General features: G+C 71.3%; 20 protein-coding genes. 10 read left to right on the forward strand and 10 right to left on the reverse strand.

Features of this window, described 5'->3' with window-relative positions; genetic code table 11:
* The first annotated feature begins 7 nt into the window (after nt 1–7).
* Nucleotides 8–751: a class I SAM-dependent methyltransferase gene (locus JKV81_RS22445; RefSeq protein ID WP_202077453.1), complete on the forward strand. Its 744-nt coding sequence runs from the start codon at nt 8–10 to the stop codon at nt 749–751.
* Between the two features lie 49 nt (nt 752–800).
* On the opposite strand, the gene JKV81_RS22450 is transcribed toward JKV81_RS22445, so the two are convergent.
* Nucleotides 801–1,175: a PaaI family thioesterase gene (locus tag JKV81_RS22450; protein WP_372444244.1), complete on the reverse strand. Its 375-nt coding sequence runs from the start codon at nt 1,173–1,175 to the stop codon at nt 801–803.
* Nucleotides 1,176–1,314: 139 nt separating this feature from the next.
* Complete coding sequence (locus JKV81_RS22455; RefSeq protein ID WP_129266477.1) at nt 1,315–1,935, reverse strand: LysE family translocator; 621 nt, start codon at nt 1,933–1,935, stop codon at nt 1,315–1,317.
* A gap of 112 nt (nt 1,936–2,047) precedes the next feature.
* Between JKV81_RS22455 and JKV81_RS22460 the strand changes: the two genes are divergently transcribed.
* Nucleotides 2,048–2,500: an Lrp/AsnC family transcriptional regulator gene (locus tag JKV81_RS22460; protein ID WP_129266478.1), complete on the forward strand. Its 453-nt coding sequence runs from the start codon at nt 2,048–2,050 to the stop codon at nt 2,498–2,500.
* 49 nt (nt 2,501–2,549) lie between these two features.
* Here the strand turns inward: JKV81_RS22460 and JKV81_RS22465 are convergent, their stop codons facing one another.
* Together JKV81_RS22465 and JKV81_RS22470 are read right to left on the reverse strand one after the other, a co-directional pair.
* On the reverse strand, nt 2,550–2,885 hold the full coding sequence (locus JKV81_RS22465) for a lysine transporter LysE (protein ID WP_202077456.1): 336 nt from the start codon (nt 2,883–2,885) through the stop codon (nt 2,550–2,552).
* A gap of 149 nt (nt 2,886–3,034) precedes the next feature.
* Entirely contained in the window at nt 3,035–4,057 is a 1,023-nt protein-coding gene (locus JKV81_RS22470) for a LacI family DNA-binding transcriptional regulator (protein ID WP_129266479.1), read from the reverse strand.
* Between the two features lie 408 nt (nt 4,058–4,465).
* Between JKV81_RS22470 and JKV81_RS22475 the strand changes: the two genes are divergently transcribed.
* From JKV81_RS22475 to JKV81_RS22495, 5 genes are all read left to right on the forward strand, one after another.
* Complete coding sequence (locus JKV81_RS22475; protein ID WP_202077459.1) at nt 4,466–5,752, forward strand: ABC transporter substrate-binding protein; 1,287 nt, start codon at nt 4,466–4,468, stop codon at nt 5,750–5,752.
* Between the two features lie 6 nt (nt 5,753–5,758).
* The gene (locus JKV81_RS22480; RefSeq protein WP_236057427.1) at nt 5,759–6,751 is read left to right on the forward strand and encodes a carbohydrate ABC transporter permease; all 993 of its coding nucleotides are present in this window, start codon (nt 5,759–5,761) and stop codon (nt 6,749–6,751) included.
* Nucleotides 6,748–7,608: a carbohydrate ABC transporter permease gene (locus JKV81_RS22485; protein ID WP_129266480.1), complete on the forward strand. Its 861-nt coding sequence runs from the start codon at nt 6,748–6,750 to the stop codon at nt 7,606–7,608. Before JKV81_RS22480 ends, JKV81_RS22485 begins: the two co-directional genes overlap by 4 nt.
* 43 nt (nt 7,609–7,651) lie before the next feature.
* Nucleotides 7,652–8,905: a glycoside hydrolase 5 family protein gene (locus JKV81_RS22490; RefSeq protein ID WP_202077461.1), complete on the forward strand. Its 1,254-nt coding sequence runs from the start codon at nt 7,652–7,654 to the stop codon at nt 8,903–8,905.
* A gap of 61 nt (nt 8,906–8,966) precedes the next feature.
* Complete coding sequence (locus tag JKV81_RS22495) at nt 8,967–11,996, forward strand: alpha-mannosidase (protein ID WP_202077463.1); 3,030 nt, start codon at nt 8,967–8,969, stop codon at nt 11,994–11,996.
* 159 nt (nt 11,997–12,155) lie between these two features.
* Here the strand turns inward: JKV81_RS22495 and JKV81_RS22500 are convergent, their stop codons facing one another.
* From JKV81_RS22500 to JKV81_RS22510, 3 genes are all read right to left on the reverse strand, one after another.
* Nucleotides 12,156–12,986, reverse strand: coding sequence for an aldo/keto reductase (locus JKV81_RS22500; RefSeq protein ID WP_202077465.1), 831 nt, complete (start codon nt 12,984–12,986; stop codon nt 12,156–12,158).
* 144 nt (nt 12,987–13,130) lie between these two features.
* Nucleotides 13,131–14,930 carry an AMP-dependent synthetase/ligase gene (locus JKV81_RS22505; RefSeq protein ID WP_202077467.1) on the reverse strand — a complete coding sequence of 600 codons (1,800 nt, stop codon included), beginning with the start codon at nt 14,928–14,930 and terminating at the stop codon, nt 13,131–13,133.
* 228 nt (nt 14,931–15,158) lie between these two features.
* Nucleotides 15,159–16,052, reverse strand: a complete 894-nt coding sequence (locus JKV81_RS22510; protein WP_129266485.1) for a LysR substrate-binding domain-containing protein — start codon at nt 16,050–16,052, stop codon at nt 15,159–15,161.
* A gap of 115 nt (nt 16,053–16,167) precedes the next feature.
* Here JKV81_RS22510 and JKV81_RS22515 point away from each other — a divergent pair, with 115 nt between their 5' ends.
* The 3 genes from JKV81_RS22515 to JKV81_RS22525 all read left to right on the forward strand — a co-directional run bounded on the left by JKV81_RS22515 (nt 16,168) and on the right by JKV81_RS22525 (nt 18,348).
* Entirely contained in the window at nt 16,168–17,202 is a 1,035-nt protein-coding gene (locus tag JKV81_RS22515) for a bile acid:sodium symporter family protein (protein ID WP_129266486.1), read from the forward strand.
* A gap of 79 nt (nt 17,203–17,281) precedes the next feature.
* Entirely contained in the window at nt 17,282–17,899 is a 618-nt protein-coding gene (locus JKV81_RS22520; RefSeq protein ID WP_129266487.1) for a TetR/AcrR family transcriptional regulator, read from the forward strand.
* Complete coding sequence (locus JKV81_RS22525; protein ID WP_241748572.1) at nt 17,896–18,348, forward strand: DUF6069 family protein; 453 nt, start codon at nt 17,896–17,898, stop codon at nt 18,346–18,348. Before JKV81_RS22520 ends, JKV81_RS22525 begins: the two co-directional genes overlap by 4 nt.
* 482 nt (nt 18,349–18,830) lie before the next feature.
* Here the strand turns inward: JKV81_RS22525 and fdhD are convergent, their stop codons facing one another.
* The 3 genes from fdhD to JKV81_RS22545 all read right to left on the reverse strand — a co-directional run.
* Entirely contained in the window at nt 18,831–19,679 is an 849-nt protein-coding gene (gene fdhD, locus JKV81_RS22535; protein ID WP_129266488.1) for a formate dehydrogenase accessory sulfurtransferase FdhD, read from the reverse strand.
* A gap of 5 nt (nt 19,680–19,684) precedes the next feature.
* Nucleotides 19,685–20,545 carry a 2Fe-2S iron-sulfur cluster-binding protein gene (locus JKV81_RS22540; RefSeq protein ID WP_129266489.1) on the reverse strand — a complete coding sequence of 287 codons (861 nt, stop codon included), beginning with the start codon at nt 20,543–20,545 and terminating at the stop codon, nt 19,685–19,687.
* Nucleotides 20,542–21,904: complex I 51 kDa subunit family protein (locus tag JKV81_RS22545; protein WP_202077468.1), on the reverse strand; the 1,363-nt coding region annotated here is incomplete at its 5' end. The genes JKV81_RS22545 and JKV81_RS22540, both read right to left, overlap by 4 nt.

Below are 21,904 nucleotides of genomic sequence, written 5' to 3' on the forward strand. Positions count from 1 at the left end.
TGGCGTCGTGCTGGATTACGACGAGGAAGCCGCCCGGTACGACAGGACGCGGGGCGGGGAGCCACGGGTCGAGGCCGCAGCGGGCGCGGTCCTCGGACTGCTGCCCGACTCCGCCCGTACGCTGCTGGACATCGGCTGCGGGACGGGGCTGGTCACCCGGCGGATCGCCCAAGGCCGCCCGGGGACACGGGTGTTCGGCGCGGACGCCTCGTACGGCATGGCACGGCTGGCCCGGCGGCGGATCGGGGCGGTCGTCCTCGCCGACGTACGGCGGCTGCCCCTGCCCGCCGCCGCCGTCGACGCGGTCAGTGCCGTGTGGCTGCTGCACCTGCTGCGCGGTGACGGGGCCGTCCGTGAGGTGGTGGCCGAGGCGGCCCGGGTGCTGAGGCCCGGCGGAGTGTTCGTCGCCACGGTCGACAAGGACGCCGGGCACGACGTGGGCAGTGACATCGACGCGGTGCTCGCCCCTTACCGCAGCTCGCGGCCGGCCGACGCGGCGGATCTGGTCACCCGTCACGCCCGGACCTGCAGCCTGGAGCCCGTCGGCGAGGCCGGCTTCGCCGGGCACGGACAGGGGCGTTCACCGCTGCGCACCGCCCGGGCGGTGCTCCGGGGCGACTACGCCTCACGGCTCGCCCTGCCCGGGACGGCCGCCACCCGGCTCGCGGCCGAGCTGACCGCGCTGCCCGACCCGGACCGCCCACGGGCCGACCCCTCGTACCGGCTGCTGGCCTTCCGGGCACGCGGCTGACGGTGGACCGAACGGCGGTGCGGGGGGAGGGGACTTCGGGGAACCGCCGCTACGCCGCGGGGCTGTCCACGCGGATCAGGGTCTGCTGACCGGCCGCCACGAGCTTGGGCCGGCCGTCCTGTACGCCGAACACCTCCAGCCGGCACACGGTGAGCGTGCGTCCCGGCCGCAGCACCGTGCCCACCGCCTCCACCCGGTCGCCGACGGCGGGCGAGAGGAGGTTGAGCTTGTACTCGACGGTGAGGACCTCGGTGTTCTCCGGGAACAGGGTGAGCGCGGCGTAGCCTCCGGCGCTGTCCGCGATGGCGCTGGTGGCGCCGGCGTGGATGTAGCCGTGCTGCTGGGTGACTTCGGGACGGCTCGGCAGGACGATACGGACGCGGCCAGGCGCGATCTCCGTGATCCGGGCGCCGAGATGGCCCATGAGTCCCTGGCGGGCGAAGCTGTCGCGGATACGGGCCTGGGTCCCGGGGCTCGACTCCGCCGCTTCCGCCGCTTCTTCCGGTTCCTCCGCGGGGTGCTCCTGCATCAGATCTCCTTCCGTGGCTCCACGGGCGGCTCGCTCACCAGCCGGCCGCACGCTCCAGCAGCAGGAAGCCGCCGATCGCGATCATCATGACACCCGAGATCCTGGTGACCGCCCGGGCGGCCCCGGGCCTGGTCCCGAGCACGGTGCGGGCCAGCAGCCCGACCGCGAGGTACACCACCGCGCAGGCGGTCACATGGACCGCGCCTAGCAGGCCGGTCTGTCCGGCCACCGGCCACCCTGCGGTCGTGTCGACGAACTGGGGGAAGAGGGAGAGGAACAGCAGCAGCGCCTTCGGGTTGAGGCCGCTGACCCCCGCCCCTCTCAGCAGCACCTGAAGCCGGGAGGGGCCTGCTTCCCCGCCCGACGCGGCCACGACCGGGGGCCGGCGCAGCACGCCCCAGCCCAGCCACATCAGATAGCCGGCCCCGGCGACGGTGAGCGCGGTGAGGACGGGCGCGGAGCCCGCCACGATCACCGCGAGGCCCGCCACGGCCAGCAGCGCGTACGCGACGTGGCCCGCCAGCAGTCCGGCGACCGCCGGGACGACCGACCGCTCCCTCAGCCCCGCGGAGATCGCGAAGGCCCAGTCCGCGCCCGGCGTCAGGACCAGCAGCAGATCCACCGCCAGGAAGGCCGCCAGCGTGGTCGTATCCATGAAGCCCATACCTCTCACCTGCGATTTCTCAGAAGAAAGGCTAGGCCGAAAGGGCCCGAAGGTGTTTGCGTATCCACCCCGGAAAGCGGTGATGTGGGGGAGAATCTTCTCCATGGATGCCATGGACCGGAAGATTCTTGCCGAGCTGCAATGCGACGGCCGCCTGACGATCACCGAGCTGGCGGCGCGGGTGCAGCTGAGCGTCTCGCCCTGCCACCGCCGGCTGCGCGACCTGGAGCGGCAGGGCGCGATCCGCGGCTACCGGGCGGTCGTGGACCCCTCGGCTCTGGACCTCGACTTCGAGGCCCTCGTCTTCGCGACCCTGCGCTGGCAGGCGCCCGACACGGTCACCGCCTTCGAGGAGGCGGTGACCGCCATCCCCCATGTCCTCCAGGCCCAGCGCCTCTTCGGCGAACCCGACTACCTGCTCCGGGTGGCCACCACCGACCTGGCGGCCTTCCAGCACCTGTACGACGAGCAACTGGCCCGTCTGCCGGGCGTCCAGCGCCTGACCTCGACCCTGGTCATGAAGCACGTCGTCGAGGACCGGCCCCTCCCGGGGTGACTCTCCGGTCCACGACGGCACTGCGACGGCACGGCGGGAGGGCCGGGCCTCACAGGCAGGCACAGTCCGTGGCGTAGAGGAGCAGGAACACCGCCGTCGCGGCGGCCAGGGTGAAGCCGGCCGCGGCGACCGCTGCCCAGCCCCGACGGCGGCGACGCACGGGTTCGCGGAAGGTCTGCCAGGCGCCATGCGCGAGGAACAGGCCGAGCAGCGCGGCACCGGCGACCGTCAGACGCGGGCTGAAGGACCAGCTCAGGTATGAGGTCAGCAGGAGTCCGGTGAGCAGGGCGCAGGCGAGCAGGCCGAGGACCATCTCGGCGACCGCTTCCCCGACCGTTTCCACCAGGAATTCGGCGATGCCCTTCGTTGCCCTGCGGATTCCCACGACCTGCCTCCGGCCTCACGAGCGAGCGGGAGCCTGCGCGGGCCCCTGGGTACAGGACCCGAGAAGGGCCGGAACGGTTGCCGAGAGGCTCAGGAGTGAACACCCGGCGGAGGAACGGGAGGTTGCCCCGCCGAAGTCGGCCCCGTCCCCTATCCGTCGCCCCGGGCCGCCGCCGTGCTGCCCCGTTCGATCAGCCGGGGCAGCGGGACCTGCACCGTGCGGGCCGGGCCGCCGTCGAGCAGTGCCGTCAGCTCCCGGGCCGCGAGGCGGCCGAACGCGACCGGGTCGCGGGAGAGCGCGGTCAGCCACGGCGCGGTCAGCCGGCAGAGCGCGGAGTCCTCCCACGACACCACCGACACATCGTCCGGGACCGTCAGGCCGAGGCCCGTGGCGACCGCCGAACCGGCCGCGGCCATCACGTCGTTGTCGTAGATCAGGGCCGTCGGGCGGACCGGCCGCTCCAGCACCCGCCGGGTGACCGCCGCCCCCTCGATGTCGGAGTAGTCCGTGGTCACCGAGTGCGCCTCGGCCAGACCGCGCCGGTCGGCCTCGGTCCGCAGGGACTCGATGCGGCGGTCGGTGTGGGCCAGGGTGGAGAGGCCCGCGATGTGCACGATGCGCCGGTGCCCCAGCTCGTACAGCCGCCCGACGACCGCCGCCATCGCTCCCGCGTCGTCCGCCCGGATCTGTGAGAGCCCCGGGTGCGGGCCGGTGTCCTGGCCGGGCAGCGTGCCGATGACGACGGCGTGCAGGCCCAGTTCGTCCAGCAGGGCGGCGCGCGGATCGTCCGTACGCGGATCCACCACCAGCACACCGTCGACCCGGTGCTCGGCCCACCAGCGCCTGTAGACCGCGCACTCGGCCGCCACGTCCTCCACCACCTGGAAGAGCAGGCCGAGTTGGCGCTCCGCGAGCACCTCCTGGATTCCGGAGATCAGCTGGAGGAAGAACGAGTCCACGCCCAGGTGGGCGGCCGGGCGTGCCAGGACCAGCCCCACGGTGGCCGAACCCTCTCCGGAGAGCGCCCGCGCGGCCGTGCTGGGCCGCCAGCCCAGCTGTTCGGCGACCCGGCGGACCCGGTCACGGGTGAGCTCCGAGACGCCCGGCCGGCCGTTGAGCGCGAACGAGACGGCGCTCTCCGAGACTCCCGCGCGCTGGGCGATGTCCTTCATGGTCGGCCGTCGTGCCGGTGTGCGTCTGGCCGGTGAAACGTCCTCGGCCGACGGCCCCTTCGGTGTCACCCGGTGCCTCTCTCCCGCGTACCCGTGGTCCCCCACGTGAGGCCGGCGCGTTCGCCCTTGCCCCCGGCATTCTAAGCCGTGCGGAGCGCCCGGGTCGAGAGAACTCGGGGGAGACTAATGCGCTTGAGCTGTTGCATCCTAATGCGCTTTAGCTTCTTTCTTCAGAGGGCATGCTGAACCGTCCTGACCTGTGTGTATGCCGAAAGACTTGGTCGATCTTCGGTGAATGTATTGACTTTCCCCCAGGTGCCTTGCAGTCTCAGCCGAGCGAAGGCGGCCGAAGGGTTGTCCACTCCGCTTGCCTTCGCCTGCCTGGTCCGAGCAAAGGAGCCGTTCACCGTGCGCATCTCCCGCAGAGCAGCCGTCGCTGCCGTCGTCCTCGCCACCGTCCTGCCGTTGAGCGCCTGCGGGGGCGGCTCCGGAGCCGACTCCACCGACGCCTCGGGCAAGGTCGAAGGGGAGATCACCTTCCAGACCTGGAACCTGCAGGCGAACTTCAAGGACTACTTCAACGGCGTGATCGCCGACTTCGAGAAGAAGTACCCGGGCACCGAGGTCAAGTGGGTCGACCGGCCCGGCGAGGGGTACGCCGACAAGATCAGCGCGGACGCGGCCGGCGGCACCCTCCCCGACGTCGTGAACGTCTCGCCCGACCTGGTCGCACCGCTGGCCGAGGCCGGCATCGCCCTCGACCTCGACAAGGCGGCGTCGAAGTACCGCGAGGAGTACCTGCCGGAAGCCTGGGCGAGCCACCAGGTGCCGGGCGCCGAGGGCACGTTCGCCTTTCCCTGGTACCTCAACACCGGGCCGATGTTCTACAACAAGCGGCTGCTGGAGAAGGCCGGACTCGACCCGGCGAAGCCCCCGGCCACGTACGACGAGGTCTTCGCCGCCGGGCTGAAGCTGGCCGGTGCGAGCGGCGGGAAGGTGGCGGCCCTCGCCAACGTACCGACCATCGAGGACTTCGGCCGTTACGGCGGCGCGCTGATGAACGACGAGGGCACCGGCTTCGCCTTCAACGACGCCAAGGGCATCGAACTCCTCACGAAGTACAAGGAGTTGTACGACGCCAAGGCGCTCGACCCGCAGGCGCTGACCGCGACGCCCGAGTCCTCGGGCCACAAGTTCCTCACGGAGTCCGTGGCGATGAACCCCGGCAGCGCGCTGGACCTGGCCAACTTCAAGAAGCAGGCCCCCGGGCTCTACAAGAACATCGGCATCACCGACCAGGTCAGCAACACCGGCAAGGCCAACATGTACGTCATGGGCGTCATGGTGAACGCGCAGTCGAAGCGCAAGCCCGCCTCCGTGGCCTTCGCGCACTACGTCACCGACGCGACCCGGCAGATGGAGTTCGCCAAGCAGGTCGCCATCTTCCCGAGCACCGCGGGATCGCTCGACGACCCCTACTTCACCGAGGAGGACGGCACGGACGAGACCCGCGTCCGGGTCGCCGCCGCCAAGTCGCTGAAGACGGCGGTCAATTACACCCCGGTGCTGTTCAGCGAGCAGATGAAGACCGAGCTCCGCAACCAGATCGCCAAGGCGCTCCAGGGGAAGCAGAGCCCCAAGGTAGCTCTTGACAACGCTGTCAAGGCCTGTGACCGGCTCCTGCAGCAGAGCTGAGACCTGATGAAGACCCCAGTCACCCCCTCGACCGCCACCCGCCCGACGGCGGACGGTGTCCCCGGGCCCCGCTCCCGCCCCGCGGCGAGCGGGCCGGGCGCCCCGGGCGGCAGCCGGCCGGGACGCCGGATCAGCCGCCATCTGCCCCTCAGCCCCTGGCTGTTCGCGGCCCCCGGGCTCCTGGTCGTCGGCGCCTTCAGCCTCTATCCGTTCTTCAGCACCCTCGTCAACGCCTTCACCGACCGCCGGACGCTCGTCCCCGGCACGTTCGTCGGCCTGGACAACTTCCAGGAGCTGCTGCACGACGAGATGTTCTGGATCGGACTCCGCAACAGCACGCTCTACGTCCTCGGTGTCGTACCCGCGCTCGTCATCCTCCCGCTGCTGCTGGCGATGCTCGTCCAACGGCAGATCCCGGGCATCACCTTCTTCCGTTCCGCCTTCTACACCCCGGTCGTCGCGTCCATCGTGGTCGTCGGCCTGATCTGGGTGTGGATGCTCGACGACCGCGGGCTCATCAACTCCCTGCTGGAGGCGGTGGGCGTCGGCAAGGTCGGCTTCCTCAGCGACCAGTGGCTGCTGCTCATGAGCGCGATGACGGTCACGGTCTGGAAGGGCCTCGGCTACTACATGATCATTTACCTGGCAGCCCTGGCCAACGTGCCCCGTGAGCTGCACGAGGCGGCCGCCGTCGACGGCGCCGGAGCGGTACGCCGCTTCCTCACCGTCACCGTTCCCGCCGTCCGCTCCACCATGGTGCTCGTCGCGGCACTGGCCTCAGTCTCGGCCTTCAAGGTCTTCTCCGAGGTCTATCTGATGGCGGGACCCTCAGGCGGTCCGGCCGGTGAGGACACCACCCTCGTGATGCTGGTCCAGCGCGTCGGCACCGGACTGACCGGACGCGTCGGGTACGCCTCCGCCATCTCGGTCGTCATCTTCGTCGTCACCGTCGGGCTGATGCTGCTGGTGCTCCGCGCCGACCGCAAGGAGGACGCGTGAGCATCCTGAGGACCACCGACGCCGAGGGCCGCCGCATCCCGCCCTGGCAGCTCGTCCTGCGGTACGCGCTGCTGCTCCTCGTGCTGGCGCTGACCGTCGGGCCGTTCCTGTGGCAGCTCTCGACCTCGCTCAAGGGCCCGGGCGAGGACATCTTCAGCTCCCCGCCGAAGTTCCTCCCCAGCGATCCGACCCTGGACAACTACACGCGGGTCGCCGACACCATCCCGGTCTGGGAGTACGCCCTGAACTCCCTGAAGGTCGCCTCCGCCAACGTGGTGACCAACTGCGTGGGCGCGGCGCTGGCCGGCTACGCGCTGGCCAGGCTGCGCTACCGGGGGCGCCGGGCCGCCACCCTGGCGTTCATCCTCGCGATGCTGGTCCCCGTGGAGGGCATCATCATCGCCCAGTTCACCACCATGCGGGATCTCGGCCTCAACAACACCCTGCTCGGAGTGCTCCTGCCGGGCTCCATCGGCGCGATGAACGTCCTGCTGATGCGCAACGCCTTCCTGAACCTCCCGCAGGAGGTGGAGGAAGCCGCGTACGTCGACGGCGCCAACGTCTGGCAGCGCTTCCTGCGGATCGCGCTGCCCTCGGTCAAGGGCACCCTCGCCGTCGTCGCGATCTTCGCCTTCATGGGCGCCTGGGACGACTTCCTGTGGCCGCTGATCGTGCTCAGCGACCCGGAGAACTTCACCCTGACCATCGGACTGAACTACCTGCACGGCACCTTCGCCAACGACGAACGGCTCGTGGCGGCGGGCACGATCATCGCCGTCGCCCCGCTCATCGCGCTCTTCGCCTGCCTGCAGCGCTTCTTCTTCCGCGGCGTCGGTGAAGGCGCCGTCAAGGGCTGACCCGTCCGCCGCCCCCACCACAGAACCAGGATCACCCCCTTCCATGAGCTCCACCGCGCCCCGCTTCGGCGCCAACTACACGCCCAGCCAGGGCTGGTTCCACCACTGGCTGGACTTCGACCTCGACGCCGTACGCGCCGACCTGGACTCGATCGCCGGCCTCGGCCTCGACCACATCCGGGTCTTCCCGCTCTGGCCGCTCTTCCAGCCCAACCGCACGCTGATCCGCCCGCGCGCCGTCGAGCAGCTCGTCGAACTCGCCGACGCGGCGGCCGAGCGCGGTCTCGACGTCAACGTGGACGGACTGCAGGGGCATCTGTCGAGCTTCGACTTCCTGCCCGCCTGGACGCAGACCTGGCACCGCCGCAACCTCTTCACCGATCCCGACGTCGTGGCCGCGCAGGCCGCGTACCTGCGGACCCTCGCCGCCGCCCTCGCCGACCGGCCCCACTTCATCGGGATGACGCTGGGCAACGAGATCAACCAGTTCTCCGGGGACCCGCACCCCGACCCCGACCCCATCACACCCGGGCAGGCCGGCGACTGGCTGCGCACCCTGCTCGACGCCTGCGAGGAGGGCGCCCCCGGCAAGCTCCATCTGCACGCGGAGTACGACGCCTCCTGGTACCAGGACGACCACGCCTTCACCCCCGCGCACGCCGCCCGGATCGGGGCGGTCACCGCCGTGCACTCCTGGGTCTTCAACGGCACCGCCCAGCGGCACGGCCGCGACGGAACGGCCACCGAGCACCACGCGGCGTACCTGATCGAGCTCTCCAAGGCATGGGCACACGACCCGCACCGGCCGGTGTGGCTCCAGGAGGTGGGCGCCCCCGCGCCCCTGATCCCCGCCGGGCACGCCGCCCCGTTCACGGAGGCGACCGTCGCGAACGCCCTGGACTGCGAGGACGTGTGGGGCGTCACCTGGTGGTGTTCCCACGATGTCTCCCGCTCGCTGGCGGACTTCCCCGAACTGGAATACGGGCTCGGACTGCTCACCAACGACCGGCAGGTCAAGCCCGCCGGGCGGGCCATCGCCCGGATCGTCGAGGACCAGCGCGCCGCCGCGCACCGCCCCAAGCTCCGTACCACCGCGCTCGTCGTCGACACCGGGGACGACGACAGCGCGCCCCGCCGCTCGGTGTGCGCCCCCGGCGGCGAGGTCTTCGAGGCGTTCGCCCGGCTCACCGCGGACGGCGCCCGCCCCACCACGGTCCTCGCGAGCCGCGCCGAGGACCGGGACCACCTCGCCGGACGCGGTATCACCGAGGTGGTCACCCCCGCCCAGGTCCTCTGACCCCCGGCGCACCCCGCGCCCCGCCCCCGCCCGCACCCACACCACAACGGAGTTCACCCTCATGCACGACGACCGCACTCTGGTGGAAGCCCGTCTGAAGCGAGTCCTGGACGAGCGCATCCGGCCCGCAGTACACCCGGAGTCCGTACCCCTGGACGTCGCCGTCTGGAATGCTCCCGGCGAACCCGTCCCCGTGGCCGAGGGCCTGGCCGGCCCCGTCGAGCCCATCGCGGTCGGCGACCGGTGGGGAGCCCCGTGGAGCACCTGCTGGTTCCGCGTCTCCGGGACCGTCCCCGCGCACTGGGCGGGCCGGACCGTCGAGGCGCTCCTCGACCTGGGCTTCGACGAGAACATGCCCGGCTTCCAGTGCGAGGGCCTGGTCTACCGGCCCGACGGCACCCCGGTGAAGGGCCTCAACCCGCGTAACCAGTGGGTGCGCGTGGGGGCTCCCGCCGAGGGCGGCGAAGAGGTCCTGCTGCACATCGAGGCCGCCTCCAACCCCGTCATCCTGGACTACCACCCCTTCCTGCCGACCCGGCTCGGAGACAAGGAGACGGCCGGCAGCGAGCTCCAGTACACCCTCGCCCGGATGGACCTCGCCGTCTTCGACGAGCACGTGTGGAACCTCGTCCAGGACCTGGAGGTGCTGGGGGAGCTGATGGCGGAGCTGCCCGTCGAGGGGGCCCGTCGCTGGGACATCCTGCGCGCGATCGGCCGGGCCCTGGACGCCGTCGACCTCCAGAACGTCAACTCCACCGCGGAGGCCGCCCGCGCGGAGCTGGCCGGGGTGCTCGCCACCCCCGCGCAGCCGTCCGCCCACCGGATCAGCGCGGTGGGACACGCCCACATCGACTCCGCCTGGCTGTGGCCGCTGCGCGAGACGGTCCGCAAGGTCGCGCGTACGACGTCCAACATGACGGCCCTGCTGGAGGACGAGCCGGACTTCGTGTTCGCGATGTCCCAGGCCCAGCAGTTCGCGTGGATCAAGGAACACCGCCCCGAGGTGTACGCCAAGGTCAAGAAGGCGGTCGCGGACGGCAGGTTCGTCCCGTCCGGCGGCATGTGGGTCGAGTCCGACACCAACATGCCCGGCTCCGAGGCGATGGCCCGTCAGTTCGTGTACGGCAAGAGGTTCTTCATCGACGAGTTCGGCATCGAGAACGACGAGGCGTGGCTCCCCGACACCTTCGGCTTCGCCGCCGGACTGCCGCAGATCATCAAGGCGGCGGGGTCCAAGTGGCTGCTCACGCAGAAGATCTCGTGGAGCCAGACCAACAAGTTCCCGCACCACACCTTCCGTTGGGAGGGCATCGACGGCACGAGGATCTTCACCCACTTCCCGCCCGTGGACACGTACAACTGCTCCATGAAGGGCAGCGAGATCGCGCACGCGGCCGACAACTTCAAGGACAAGGGCGTCGCCCGTCACTCGCTCGCCCCGACCGGCTGGGGCGACGGCGGCGGCGGGACGACCCGCGAGATGATCGCCAAGGCCGCCCGGATGCGCAGCCTGGAGGGCTCGGCCACCGTCGAGTGGGAGAAGCCCGCCGACTTCTTCGCCAAGGCCGAGGCCGAATACCCCGACGCGCCGGTGTGGGTCGGTGAGCTGTACCTCGAACTGCACCGCGCGACCCTCACCAGCCAGGCGAAGACCAAGCAGGGCAACCGGCGCAGCGAACACCTGCTGCGGGAGGCCGAACTGTGGGCCGCGACCGCCGCCGTGCGCAGCGGGCACCCCTACCCGTACGAGCAGCTGGACCGGATCTGGAAGACGGTCCTGCTCCACCAGTTCCACGACATCCTGCCGGGTTCGTCGATCGCCTGGGTGCACCGCGAGGCCGAGAAGACCTATGCGGCCGTCGCCGGCGAGCTGAGCGGCATCGTGGACGCCGCGCAGCGCGCCCTGGCCGGCGACCCCGCCGCCGGGCGTGAGCTCCTCTTCAACTCCGCCCCGCACACCCGCGCCGGAGTCGGCGCGGGCGCAGCCGGTGCCGCGCACCGGGGCAGCGAGGGGCAGCTCGCCCCGCGCGAGGGCGGCGGCTTCGTGCTGGACAACGGGCTCCTCCAGGTCGAGATCGACGCCAGGGGACTGGTCGTCTCGGCGTACGACATCGGCGCCGAGCGCGAGACCGTCGCACCGGGACAGGCCGCCAACCTCCTCCAGATCCACCCCGACTTCCCGAACATGTGGGACGCCTGGGACGTCGACGCGTTCTACCGGAACACCGTCACCGACCTCACCGGCCTCGACGAGCTCACCCCGGTCGAGGACGGGGACACGGTCGGCGTCCGGATCGTACGGAGCTTCGGCCGCTCCAAGGTCACCCAGCTGCTGACCCTCACCTCCGGTGCCAAGCGCCTCGACATCGACACCGAGGTCGACTGGCACGAGACGGAGAAGTTCCTCAAGGCCGCGTTCCCGCTGGACGTGCACGCCGAGCGCTACGCCTCCGAGACCCAGTTCGGGCACTTCTACCGGGCCACCCACACCAACACCAGCTGGGAGGCGGCCAAGTTCGAGGCGTGCAACCACCGGTTCGTCCACGTGGAGGAGCCGGGCTGGGGCGTCGCGCTCGTCAACGACTCGACGTACGGACACGACGTGACCCGCACCGTGCGCGCCTTTGACGCGGGGACCACCACCACGGTCCGCGTGTCACTGCTGCGCGCCCCGCGCTTCCCCGACCCGGAGACCGACCAGGGCGTCCACCGCTTCCGGCACGCCCTCGCACCGGGCGCGGCGATCGGCGACGCGGTCCGTGAGGGCTTCCGCATCAACCTGCCCGAGCGCCGCGTCACCGGCGAGCACGAGGTCGCACCGCTGGTCACCGTCGACAACGACGCCGTCGTCGTCAGCGCGGTCAAGCTGGCCGACGACGCGAGCGGTGACGTCGTCGTACGGCTCTACGAGTCCACCGGCGGCCGGGCCAGGGTCCGTCTCGGCACCGGCTTCGCGGCCACCGGCGTCGCGGTGACCGACCTGCTGGAGCGGCCGCTGGACGGTGTGACGGCGCCCGAGCTCACCGACGAGGGTGTGAGCCTGTCGCTGCGCCCGTTCGAGCTGGTCACCCTGCGGCTGACCCGCGGCTGAACCGGCGCGCGGGGACCGGGCGGTGTCCGGTCCCCGCGCACCGCCGCCGGCGCCGTGCCCTGCTCTGAAGCCGGCGGACGGCACGGACACACACCGGCGCCCGCACCGCGCGTGGCGCGGTGCGGGCGCCGGGGGAGACGCGGAGTCAGGAGCTGACGGTCAGGAGTTGACCTCGGCCGGGTTCGAGCCGATGCGCTTGCCCTCGTCGAGCGCGGCGAACGCGGCCAGGTCGTCGGCGTCCAGCTCGAAGCCGAACACGTCGATGTTCTCCGCGATCCGCGACGGCGTCACGGACTTGGGGATCACCACGTGGCCGGTCTGCAGGTGCCAGCGGAGCACCACCTGGGCGGGGCTCCGGCCGTGCTTGCGCGCGACGGCGACCACGGTGGGGACCTCCAGGAGGCCCTTGCCCGAGCCCAGCGGCGACCAGGCCTCGGTGACGATGCCGTGCTCGGCGTGGAAGGCGCGGGCCTCGGCCTGCTGGAGCTGGGGGTGCAGCTCGATCTGGTTGACCGCGGGGACGACGGACGTCTCGCCCAGCAGGCGCTCCAGGTGCTCCGGGAGGAAGTTGGACACGCCGATGCACTTCGCGCGGCCGTCGGCGAGGATCCGCTCGAAGGCCTTGTACGTGTCGACGTAGGCGTCCTTGGCCGGCACCGGCCAGTGGATGAGGTAGAGGTCGACGTAGTCGAGGCCCAGCTTGTCCAGCGACGTGTCGAAGGCGCGGAGCGTCGAGTCGTGACCCTGCTCGGAATTCCACAGCTTCGTGGTGACGAACAGCTCCTCACGGGGCACGTCCGTGGTGGCGAGGGCCTTTCCGGTGCCCGTCTCGTTCCCGTAGATCGCGGCGGTGTCGATGCTCCGGTACCCGGCCTCCAGGGCCGTGGTCACGGCCGCTGTGGCCTCGTCGTCCGGCACCTGCCAGACACCGAAGCCGAGCTGCGGCATCTCGAGGCCGTTGTTGAGGGTGATGGTGGGGACCTGGCTCACGAGCAGTCGATCCTTACGTTGTGGGTGGGTACTCCCAGAGGGAACGATCGGCACAGCGTAAGCATTCCCGGCCGCCTTGATCCGGTGAACCGGAGAACCGGGGGAAAGGCCTGCCTCCGACCGCCCGTCAGGAGCGGCACGGGCTCAGCGGTAGAGCGCGTCGACCTCGGCCGAGTACGCCGTCTCGATCGCCTTCCGCTTCAGCTTGAGCGACGGGGTCAGCAGACCGTGCTCCTCGCTGAACTGGTGCGCCAGGATACGGAAGGTGCGGATGGACTCCGCCTGGGAGACCGCCGTGTTCGCGGCCACCACCGCCCGGCGCACCTCCATCTCCAGGTCGGGGTCGCGCACCAGCTCGGCGGGGCGCATCATCGTACGGCCCTGCATGGCGAGCCAGTGCTCCACCGACTCGTGGTCCACCGTGACCAGCGCCGCGATGTACGGCCGGTCGTTCCCGACGACGATGCACTGCGCCACCAGCGGGTGCGCGCGCACCCGCTCCTCCAGACCGGCCGGGGACACGCTCTTGCCGCCCGACGTCACCAGGATCTCCTTCTTGCGCCCGGTGATGGTGAGGTAGCCGTCCTCGTCGAGCGCCCCCAGGTCGCCGGTGGCCAGCCAGCCGTCGTGCAGCACGGCGTCGGTGGACTTGGGGTCGCCCAGGTACCCGGAGAAGACGTTCGCGCCGTGCACCCACACCTCGCCGTCGCGGGCGATGTGCACCGTGGAGCCGGGGATCGGCTGGCCGACGGTGCCGTAGCGGGTGCGCTCGGGCGGGTTGGCCGTGGCCGCCGCGGTCGTCTCGGTCAGGCCGTAGCCCTCGTAGACCGTGACGCCGGCACCCGCGAAGAACAGCCCGAGCCGGCGGTCCATGCCGGAGCCGCCCGACATGGCGTGCCGCACCCGGCCGCCCATCGCGTCGCGGACCTTGCGGTAGACGACCTTGTCGAAGAACTGGTGCTGCATCCGTAGCCCGGCGGACGGCCCGGGACCGGTGCCGAAGGCCCGCTCCTCCATCGCCTCCGCGTACTTCACCGCTACGTCGACGGCCTTGTCGAACGCCCCGGCGCGGCCCTCCGACTCCGCCTTGCGCCGCGCGCCGTTGAAGACCTTCTCGAAGATGTACGGCACCGCGAGGATGAACGTCGGTCTGAAGGACACGAGGTCCGGCATCAGCGCCTTCGCCGACAGCTCCGGCTGGTGCCCCAGCTTCACCCGGCCGCGCAGCGCGGCGATCTCCACCATGCGGCCGAAGACGTGGGCGAGCGGCAGGAAGAGCAGCGTCGCCGCCTCCTCGCCCGGCTTGGACAGGAACACCGGGTGCCAGCGGCCGACCATGGTGTCGGCCTCGAACATGAAGTTGGCGTGCGTGATCACACAGCCCTTGGGACGCCCCGTCGTGCCGGAGGTGTAGATCACGGTCGCCACCGAGTCGGGCGTCACCGCGCGCCGGTGCCGGTGGACGACCTCGTCGTCGATGAGCGCCCCGGCCTCGACGAGCTCGGTCACCACGTCGGCGTCCAGCTGCCAGAGCCGGTGCAGATTCGGCAGCCGGTCGATGACCGAGCCGATCGTCATCGCATGGTCCTCGTGCTCGACCATGACGGCCGCGACCTCGGCGTCGTGCAGCATCCACAGGACCTGCTCGGCCGACGAGGTGGGATAGATCGGCACGGACTGGGCGCCCACCGTCCAGAGGGCGAAGTCGAAGAGCGTCCACTCGTAGCGCGTACGCGACATGAGGGCGACCCGGTCGCCGAACCGGACGCCGTGCGCGATCAGCCCCTTGGCGAGAGCGAGCACCTCGTCACGGAAGGCGGCCGCCGACACGTCGTGCCACCGGCCCTCCGCGTCCTTGCGGCCGAGGGCGATCCGGTGGGGGTCCTCCTCCGCAAAGTCGAAGACGGTATCGGCAAGACCGCCGACTTGAGGGGCAGCGGCCATGGGTGGGACAGTGAACTCGCGCAATGACCTGCTCCTTGTGGCGCTCCGCACGGCGCCGCGACGCTACCTCACCGCACGAGGCTGCGGGAGGGTCCGAAGTCTCCGGAAAACGTGGCATCTGGCCAGTCCAACCGTAGAAATCGGGCCAGATGGGCAAGGCTCGGGCGGACTTCTGACCACGGAGTAAGTGCCTGGGGCGGGAATCTCCACCGAATCTGTACGCGGCACTTACGCCGGGTCCGGGTGCGAGGGCACAACCGGGCCGCGGTGGAGACGGTCCCCGCCGGCCAGGATCGCCGCCGCGAGAGCCCCCGCCGCCTCCTGCGCGCTGTCCCTCCGGCGCCCGTGCAGCAGAACGAAATCCACGTCCCCGAGGTCCGGCAGGCCTGCCCTGGACGGCACCGGGACGAGCCCCGGCGGGATCAGGCCACGGGTGTGCGCCATGACGCCCAGCCCCGCGCGGGCCGCCGCCACGAGGGCGCTCAGGCTCGCGCTCGTACACGCGAAGCGCCAGGGTCTGCCGTGCTCCTCCAGCACCTCCAGGGCTCGCGCCCGGGTGATGCCGGGCGGCGGGAAGGCGATCAGCGGGAGGGGGCGCTCGGGGTCGATCCTCAGCTGCGGGGCGCCGATCCAGACCAGGGTGTCCTGCCAGACCAGCTCCCCGTGGGTGTCCCCGGTGCGGCGTTTGGCCAGCACCAGGTCGAGCCGGCCCGCCGCGAGCTGCCGGTGCAGTGCGCCGGAGAGCTCCACCGTGAGTTCCAGCTCGACCTCCGGATGCTCCCGCCGGAAGGACTCCAGGATCTCCGGGAGGCGGGTCAGGACGAAGTCCTCGGACGCCCCGAAGCGCAGCCGTCCCCGCAGCCGGGTGCCTGTGAAGAAGGCGGCGGCCCGCTCGTTGGCCTGAAGGATCGTCCGGGCGAAGCCCAGCATGGCCTCGCCGTCCTCGGTGAGGTCGACCCGGTGCGTGTCCCGGTCGAACAGCTGACGGCCGGCCTCGGACTCCAGCCTGCGGACGTGCTGGCTGACCGTGGACTGCCGGATGCCGAGCCGGCGGGCGGCCTGGGTGAAGCTCAGGGTCTGGGCCACGGCGAGGAACGTACGGAGCTGAACGGGGTCGTACATGGGGCGAGGCTATCGCGAACCGTGATGACAGTCAGTGCGGTGTACCTGATTCCCGATCGCGGTGATCAGGAGCACGATGGGGAGGGCACGATTCCACCGAGAGAGCACGGAGCACATGAGCCGCCGCACCAGCCGCCGTATCCCCGCGCTGCCGTCCTGGCTGCCGGTCGACCCCTACATCCTGGCGCTGATCGGCACGGTGGTACTCGCGGCGCTGCTGCCGGTGTCCGGGGCCGGCGCCGAGGTGGCGGGCGGCGCGTCGACCGGAGCGGTGGCCCTGCTCTTCTTCCTCTACGGGGCGCGGCTCTCGACCGCTGAGGCGCTCGACGGCCTGAAGCACTGGCGGCTCCACCTGACCGTCCTGGCCTGCACCTTCCTGGTGTTCCCGCTACTGGGCCTCGCCAGCCACGGGCTCGTCCCGTACGTGCTGACCCCGCAGCTCCAGGACGGCTTCCTCTTCCTCTGCCTGGTGCCGTCGACCATCCAGTCGTCGATCGCCTTCACCTCGATCGCCCGCGGCAACGTCCCGGCCGCGATCTGCGCGGGCTCCTTCTCCAGCATCGCCGGCATCGTGCTGACCCCGCTGCTGGCGGCCGTGCTGCTCGGCGGGAGCGGGGGAGGGTTCTCTGCGGACTCCCTGATGAAGATCGTCCTCCAGCTGCTGGTGCCCTTCCTCGCCGGGCAGCTGCTGCGCCGCTGGGTCGGAGGGTTCATCGGCCGCCACCGCAAGGTGCTGGGCTACGTCGACCGCGGCTCGATCCTGCTCGTCGTCTACACGGCCTTCAGCGAGGGCATGGTGGCCGGGATCTGGCACCAGGTCACCCCGCTCCGCCTCGGTGCCCTGCTCGGCGCCGAGGCCGTGCTGCTGGCCCTCATGCTCGCGATCAGCTGGTACGGGGCGAAGCGGCTCGGCTTCGGCCGGGAGGACCGGATCGCCATCCAGTTCGCCGGTTCGAAGAAGAGCCTGGCGGCCGGGCTGCCGATGGCCAGCGTCCTGTTCGGCGCGCACGCGAGCCTCGCGGTGCTGCCACTGATGCTCTTCCACCAGATGCAGCTGATGGTCTGCGCGGTGATCGCCAAGCGCCGTTCGCGTGACCCGCTGCCGAGCGGTGATCCGGTCGGACCGGCCCAGGCGGAGTTGGTGAACTGACCCTCGGCGAGATATCGACTGAACGGAGTGAGTCCTCACTCATTGACGGAGTGAGGGCTCACTCCGTATGCTCGCACCCATGACAGCAGCTGAGCAGAACCAGACCACCACCCGCCGCCGCGCCCCCGCCATGTCGCCGGAAGAGCGGCGCGCGATGATCATCCAGACCGCGATCCCGCTGATCGCCGAGTACGGCGCGGCGGTGACGACCGCGAAGGTCGCCCGCGCCGCGGGTATCGGAGAGGGCACGATCTTCCGGGTCTTCGCCGACAAGGACGAGCTGCTCCAGGCCTGCATGGCCGAGGCGCTCTCCCCCGAGCACGCGATCCGCGAGCTCGACGCGATCGACATGTCCCAGCCGCTGCCCGACCGGCTCGCCGAGGCGGCCGAGGCACTGCAGGCGCACATGGCCAGGATGGGTGCGATCGCCGGCTCACTGGGGCACCGCGGCGGCGGCAAGCATCCCGGCACGGTGCGCGGCGCGGGCCGCAACGAGTCGACGACCCGTCTCCGCTCGGCCCTCGCGGAGCTGCTGGAGCCCGACAAGGCCACCCTGCGGCGCCCGCCGGAGCAGATCGCGGCGCTCTTCTTCGGGCTGCTCTTCACCCAGCCGCGTACGGACGACGAGCCCGACCTGACCTCGCAGGAGCTGGTGGAGCTGTTCCTGCACGGGGCGCAGTCGGCAGGCGCCGAGTGAGCGCGCGGAGGAGACGCCTGGGGGTCACGGCCCTGGCCGTCGTGGCACCCGTCCTGGTGTGGCTGGCCGCCGACCCGCTGCTGGGACACCGGCTGCGGATCACCGACGCCGAGCAGACGCTCGACATCGGCGCCTTACCCGTGGCGCTCGTCGCCCTGCTCGCGTCGCTCGCCGGCTGGGGAGCGCTGGCTGTCCTGGAACGGTTCGGCGTACGACGCGCCCGCGCCGTCTGGACCGGGGCCGCCGTCGCCGTACTGGCCCTCTCCTTCCTGCCGTTGACCGGCGACGGAATGGGCACCGGCACCCGGGCCGCCCTGGCCCTGATGCACCTGGCGGTGGCGGCGGTCCTGATCCCGGGCCTGCGCACGAGGCACGGCATCCCGGCACCGCAGGCATCAAGTGCGGCGCGAGGAGCACCTGACGGTGGCAGCGCTCATCTCGGCTGTTGACGCTCGCCCCGCCCGGGGGTCTCCTGCGGGGCGGACCCGGCCACGAACACCTCGTGTGGTCCCCAGCATGACGGCAGAGGAACCGAAGGCCCCGAAACCCCGCGTGCAGCTGGTCATCGGCATCATCCGCCGGGGCAACGAGATCCTGCTCGTGCGAGAGAGCATCGGCGCCGCAGGAGAGATCCTCTGGTCGCTTCCCGGCGCGGGGTCGAGGACGGCGAGCTCATGCACGAAGCCCTCCGGCGTGAGCTGCGGGAGGAGACCGGGCTGCTCGTGGGTGACCCGGTGCGGACCGCGCGACGCAGCGGGAGCCCATCGTCGGCTATCTGAACGGGGATGTCGCTCCCGGGACCACCTGGCTCTACCGCAACCGGGGTGGAGAGGAGACCCTGGTCGCCCGTTGGTGACCCACGAGAGGGTCCGGCCGGCGCAGGGGGCGCTCCCCGTCGGCCGGACCACTGCCCCGTGCAGCGGGCGGGGCTTCAGCCCTGGCCCACCGTCGCCTCCAGGGCGATGCGGTGGTCACCCGCGTACACGTTCATGGACTGGCCCCGCAGGAAGCCGACGAGGGTCAGTCCGCTCTCGGCCGCCAGGTCCACGGCCAGCGACGACGGCGCCGAGACCGCCGCCAGCATCGGGATCCCCGCCATCACCGCCTTCTGCGCCAGCTCGAAGGAGGCGCGCCCCGACACCAGCAGGATCGCCTGCGAGAGCGGCAGACGGTCGTCGGTGAGGGCGCGGCCCACGAGCTTGTCGACCGCGTTGTGGCGGCCCACGTCCTCCCGGATGTCGAGCAGCTCGCCCTCCGGGGAGAACAGGGCCGCGGCGTGCAGGCCCCCGGTCCGGTCGAACACCCGCTGCGCCTCGCGCAGCCGGTCGGGGAGGGCGGAGAGCAGGGCGGGCGTCACCCGGACCGGGGGAGTGTCGGCGACGGGATGGCGGGTCGTGGTGCGTACGGCGTCGAGGCTCGCCTTGCCGCACAGTCCGCAGGACGAGGTGGTGTAGACGTTGCGTTCGAGGGTGATGTCGGGGACCACGACGCCCGGGGCGAGCTTCACGTCCACCACGTTGTACGTGTTCACCCCGTCGGCCGTCGCCCCGGCGCAGTACACGATCGACTGCACCTCGGAACCCTCGCCGATCACGCCCTCGCTCACCAGGAACCCCGCCGCCAGCGCGAAGTCGTCGCCCGGGGTGCGCATCGTGATGGCGAGCGGCTTCCCGTTCAGCCGGATCTCCAGCGGCTCCTCGGCGACGAGGGTGTCGGGACGGGCCGTGACCGCCCCGTCCCTGATGCGGATGGTGCGGCGACGCTCGGTGACCCGTCCCATAGCCGTCAATCCCGATTCTGTACGTGTTGGAAGCCGAAACGGCCCTTGATACAGAGGTTGCCATGGGTCACCGGGTTGTCGTGCGGCGAGGTGACCTTGACGATCTCGTTCTCCTGCACATGGAGCGTCACGTTGCAGCCCACCCCGCAGTACGCGCACACCGTCGTCGTCTTCGTCTGGGCCGCCTCGTCCCAGGTGCCCGCCGCCCGCATGCCGAACTCCGTGCTGAAGGAGAGCGCGCCGGTCGGGCACACCTCGATGCAGTTCCCGCAGAAGACACAGGCCGAGTCGGGGAGCGCGGCATCGTGCTCGGTGGAGATACGGGCGTCGAAGCCGCGCCCCGCCACGGCGATGGCGAACGTGTTCTGCCACTGCTCGCCGCAGGCGTCGACGCACTTGTAGCAGAGGATGCACTTGTCGTAGTCGCGGACGTACAGCTCGTTGTCGATCTTCGGCTGTTCGTTCATCCGGGCGGCGTCCGCGCCGAAGCGGCCGGGTTTCGCCTCGTACTCCTTGATCCACTCCTCGGCCCGGGGTGTCGTCGACAGATCCGTCGACGACGCCAGCAGCTCCAGCACCACCTTCCGGCTGTGCCGGGCCCGCTCCGTGTCCGTACGGACCGTCATGCCCGGCTCGGCGCGACGGGAGCAGGCCGGCGCCAGCGTGCGGGAGCCCTCGACCTCGACCACGCACACCCGGCAGGCGTTCTTCGGGGTGAGCGTGTCCCCCTGGCAGAGGGTCGGGATGTCCTTGCCCGCCGCCCTGCACGCGTCCAGGATCGTCGACCCCTCCGGCACCCGGGTCTCCTCGCCGTCCAGCGTGAACGGGACGAGCCGGCGCGGCGGCTGTAGCGGAACAGCGGTCACTTGTAGACCCCCAGACGGTCGATCGCGGACTCCACGGCGTTCCACGCGGTCTGGCCGAGACCGCAGATCGAGGCGTCCCGCATGGCCTGCCCCACCTCTCTCATGAGCGCGATGTCCTCGGCCGCCCCGGCGCCCGTACGATCCACGATCCGGTGCAGGGCCTCCTCCTGGCGGACCGTTCCCACCCGGCAGGGCACACACTGACCGCACGACTCGTCGCGGAAGAACTCGGCGATGCGCAGCAGCACGCGGGGGAGTTCCACCGAGTCGTCCAGCACCAGGACCACCCCCGAACCGAGCGTCGTCCCCGCGGCGCGGGTGCCCTCGAAGGTGAGCGGGACGTCCAGCTCGTCGGGGCGTACGAAGCCGCCGGCCGCCCCGCCGAGGAGCACGGCCCTCAGCCGCTCGGGCGGGCCCGCGAGGTCCAGCAGCTCCCGGAGGTTCGCGCCGAAGGGCAGTTCGTAGACGCCCGGGCGGTCGACCTGCCCGGAGACGCAGAACAGCTTGGTGCCGGTGGACGTCTCCGTGCCGGTCGCGGCGTACGCGGCCGCCCCGTGCTCCAGGATCGGCAGCACGTTGACGAGGGTCTCGACGTTGTTGACCGCCGTCGGCTTGCCGAAGAGGCCCTTCTCCACCGGGAACGGCGGTTTGGAGCGCGGCTCGCCCCGCTGCCCCTCGATCGAGTTGAAGATCGCGGTCTCCTCGCCGCAGATGTACGCCCCTGCCCCGCGCCTGATCTCGATGTCGAAGGCGTACCCCTGCCCGAGGACGTCGGGGCCGAGCAGCCCACGGGTGCGCGCGCTCGTCAGGGCGTGGGCGAGGCGTTCGTACGCGCGGGGGTACTCGCCGCGGAGGTAGACGTAGCCCTGGTGGGCGCCGACGGCGTACCCGGCGATCGTCATGGCCTCGACCAGGGCGTACGGGTCGCCCTCCATCAGCACCCGGTCCTTGAAGGTGCCGGGCTCGCTCTCGTCCGCGTTGCAGACGAGGTAGTGCGGGCCGTCGGCCTGCTGGGCGGTGGCCTGCCACTTGCGGCCCGTCGGGAACGCGGCGCCGCCGCGGCCGACGAGCCCGGCCTCCAGCACCTCGCGGATCACCCCGGCGGGGCCGAGCGAGAAGGCGCGGCGCAGGGCGGTGTAGCCGCCGGTGGAGCGGTAGTCGTCGAGGGAGGCGGGGTCTACGGCGCCGATGCGCTTGAGGAGGACGAGGGTGGGGGTGCCGGCTTGGGGGACGGCTGCGGCGGGCGAGGGCTCGGCGGGGGTCTCCTCCGGGGCTCGGGCGGCCGTGACGAGTGCGGGTGCCGTGGTGGGGGCGAGCACGGCTGAGTGGCGGGTGGTGGTGGCGGGCTCCGCCCGGGCA

It is taken from the genome of Streptomyces silvae, from assembly GCF_016745505.1.
In the GTDB taxonomy this organism is placed as follows: domain Bacteria; phylum Actinomycetota; class Actinomycetes; order Streptomycetales; family Streptomycetaceae; genus Streptomyces; species Streptomyces silvae.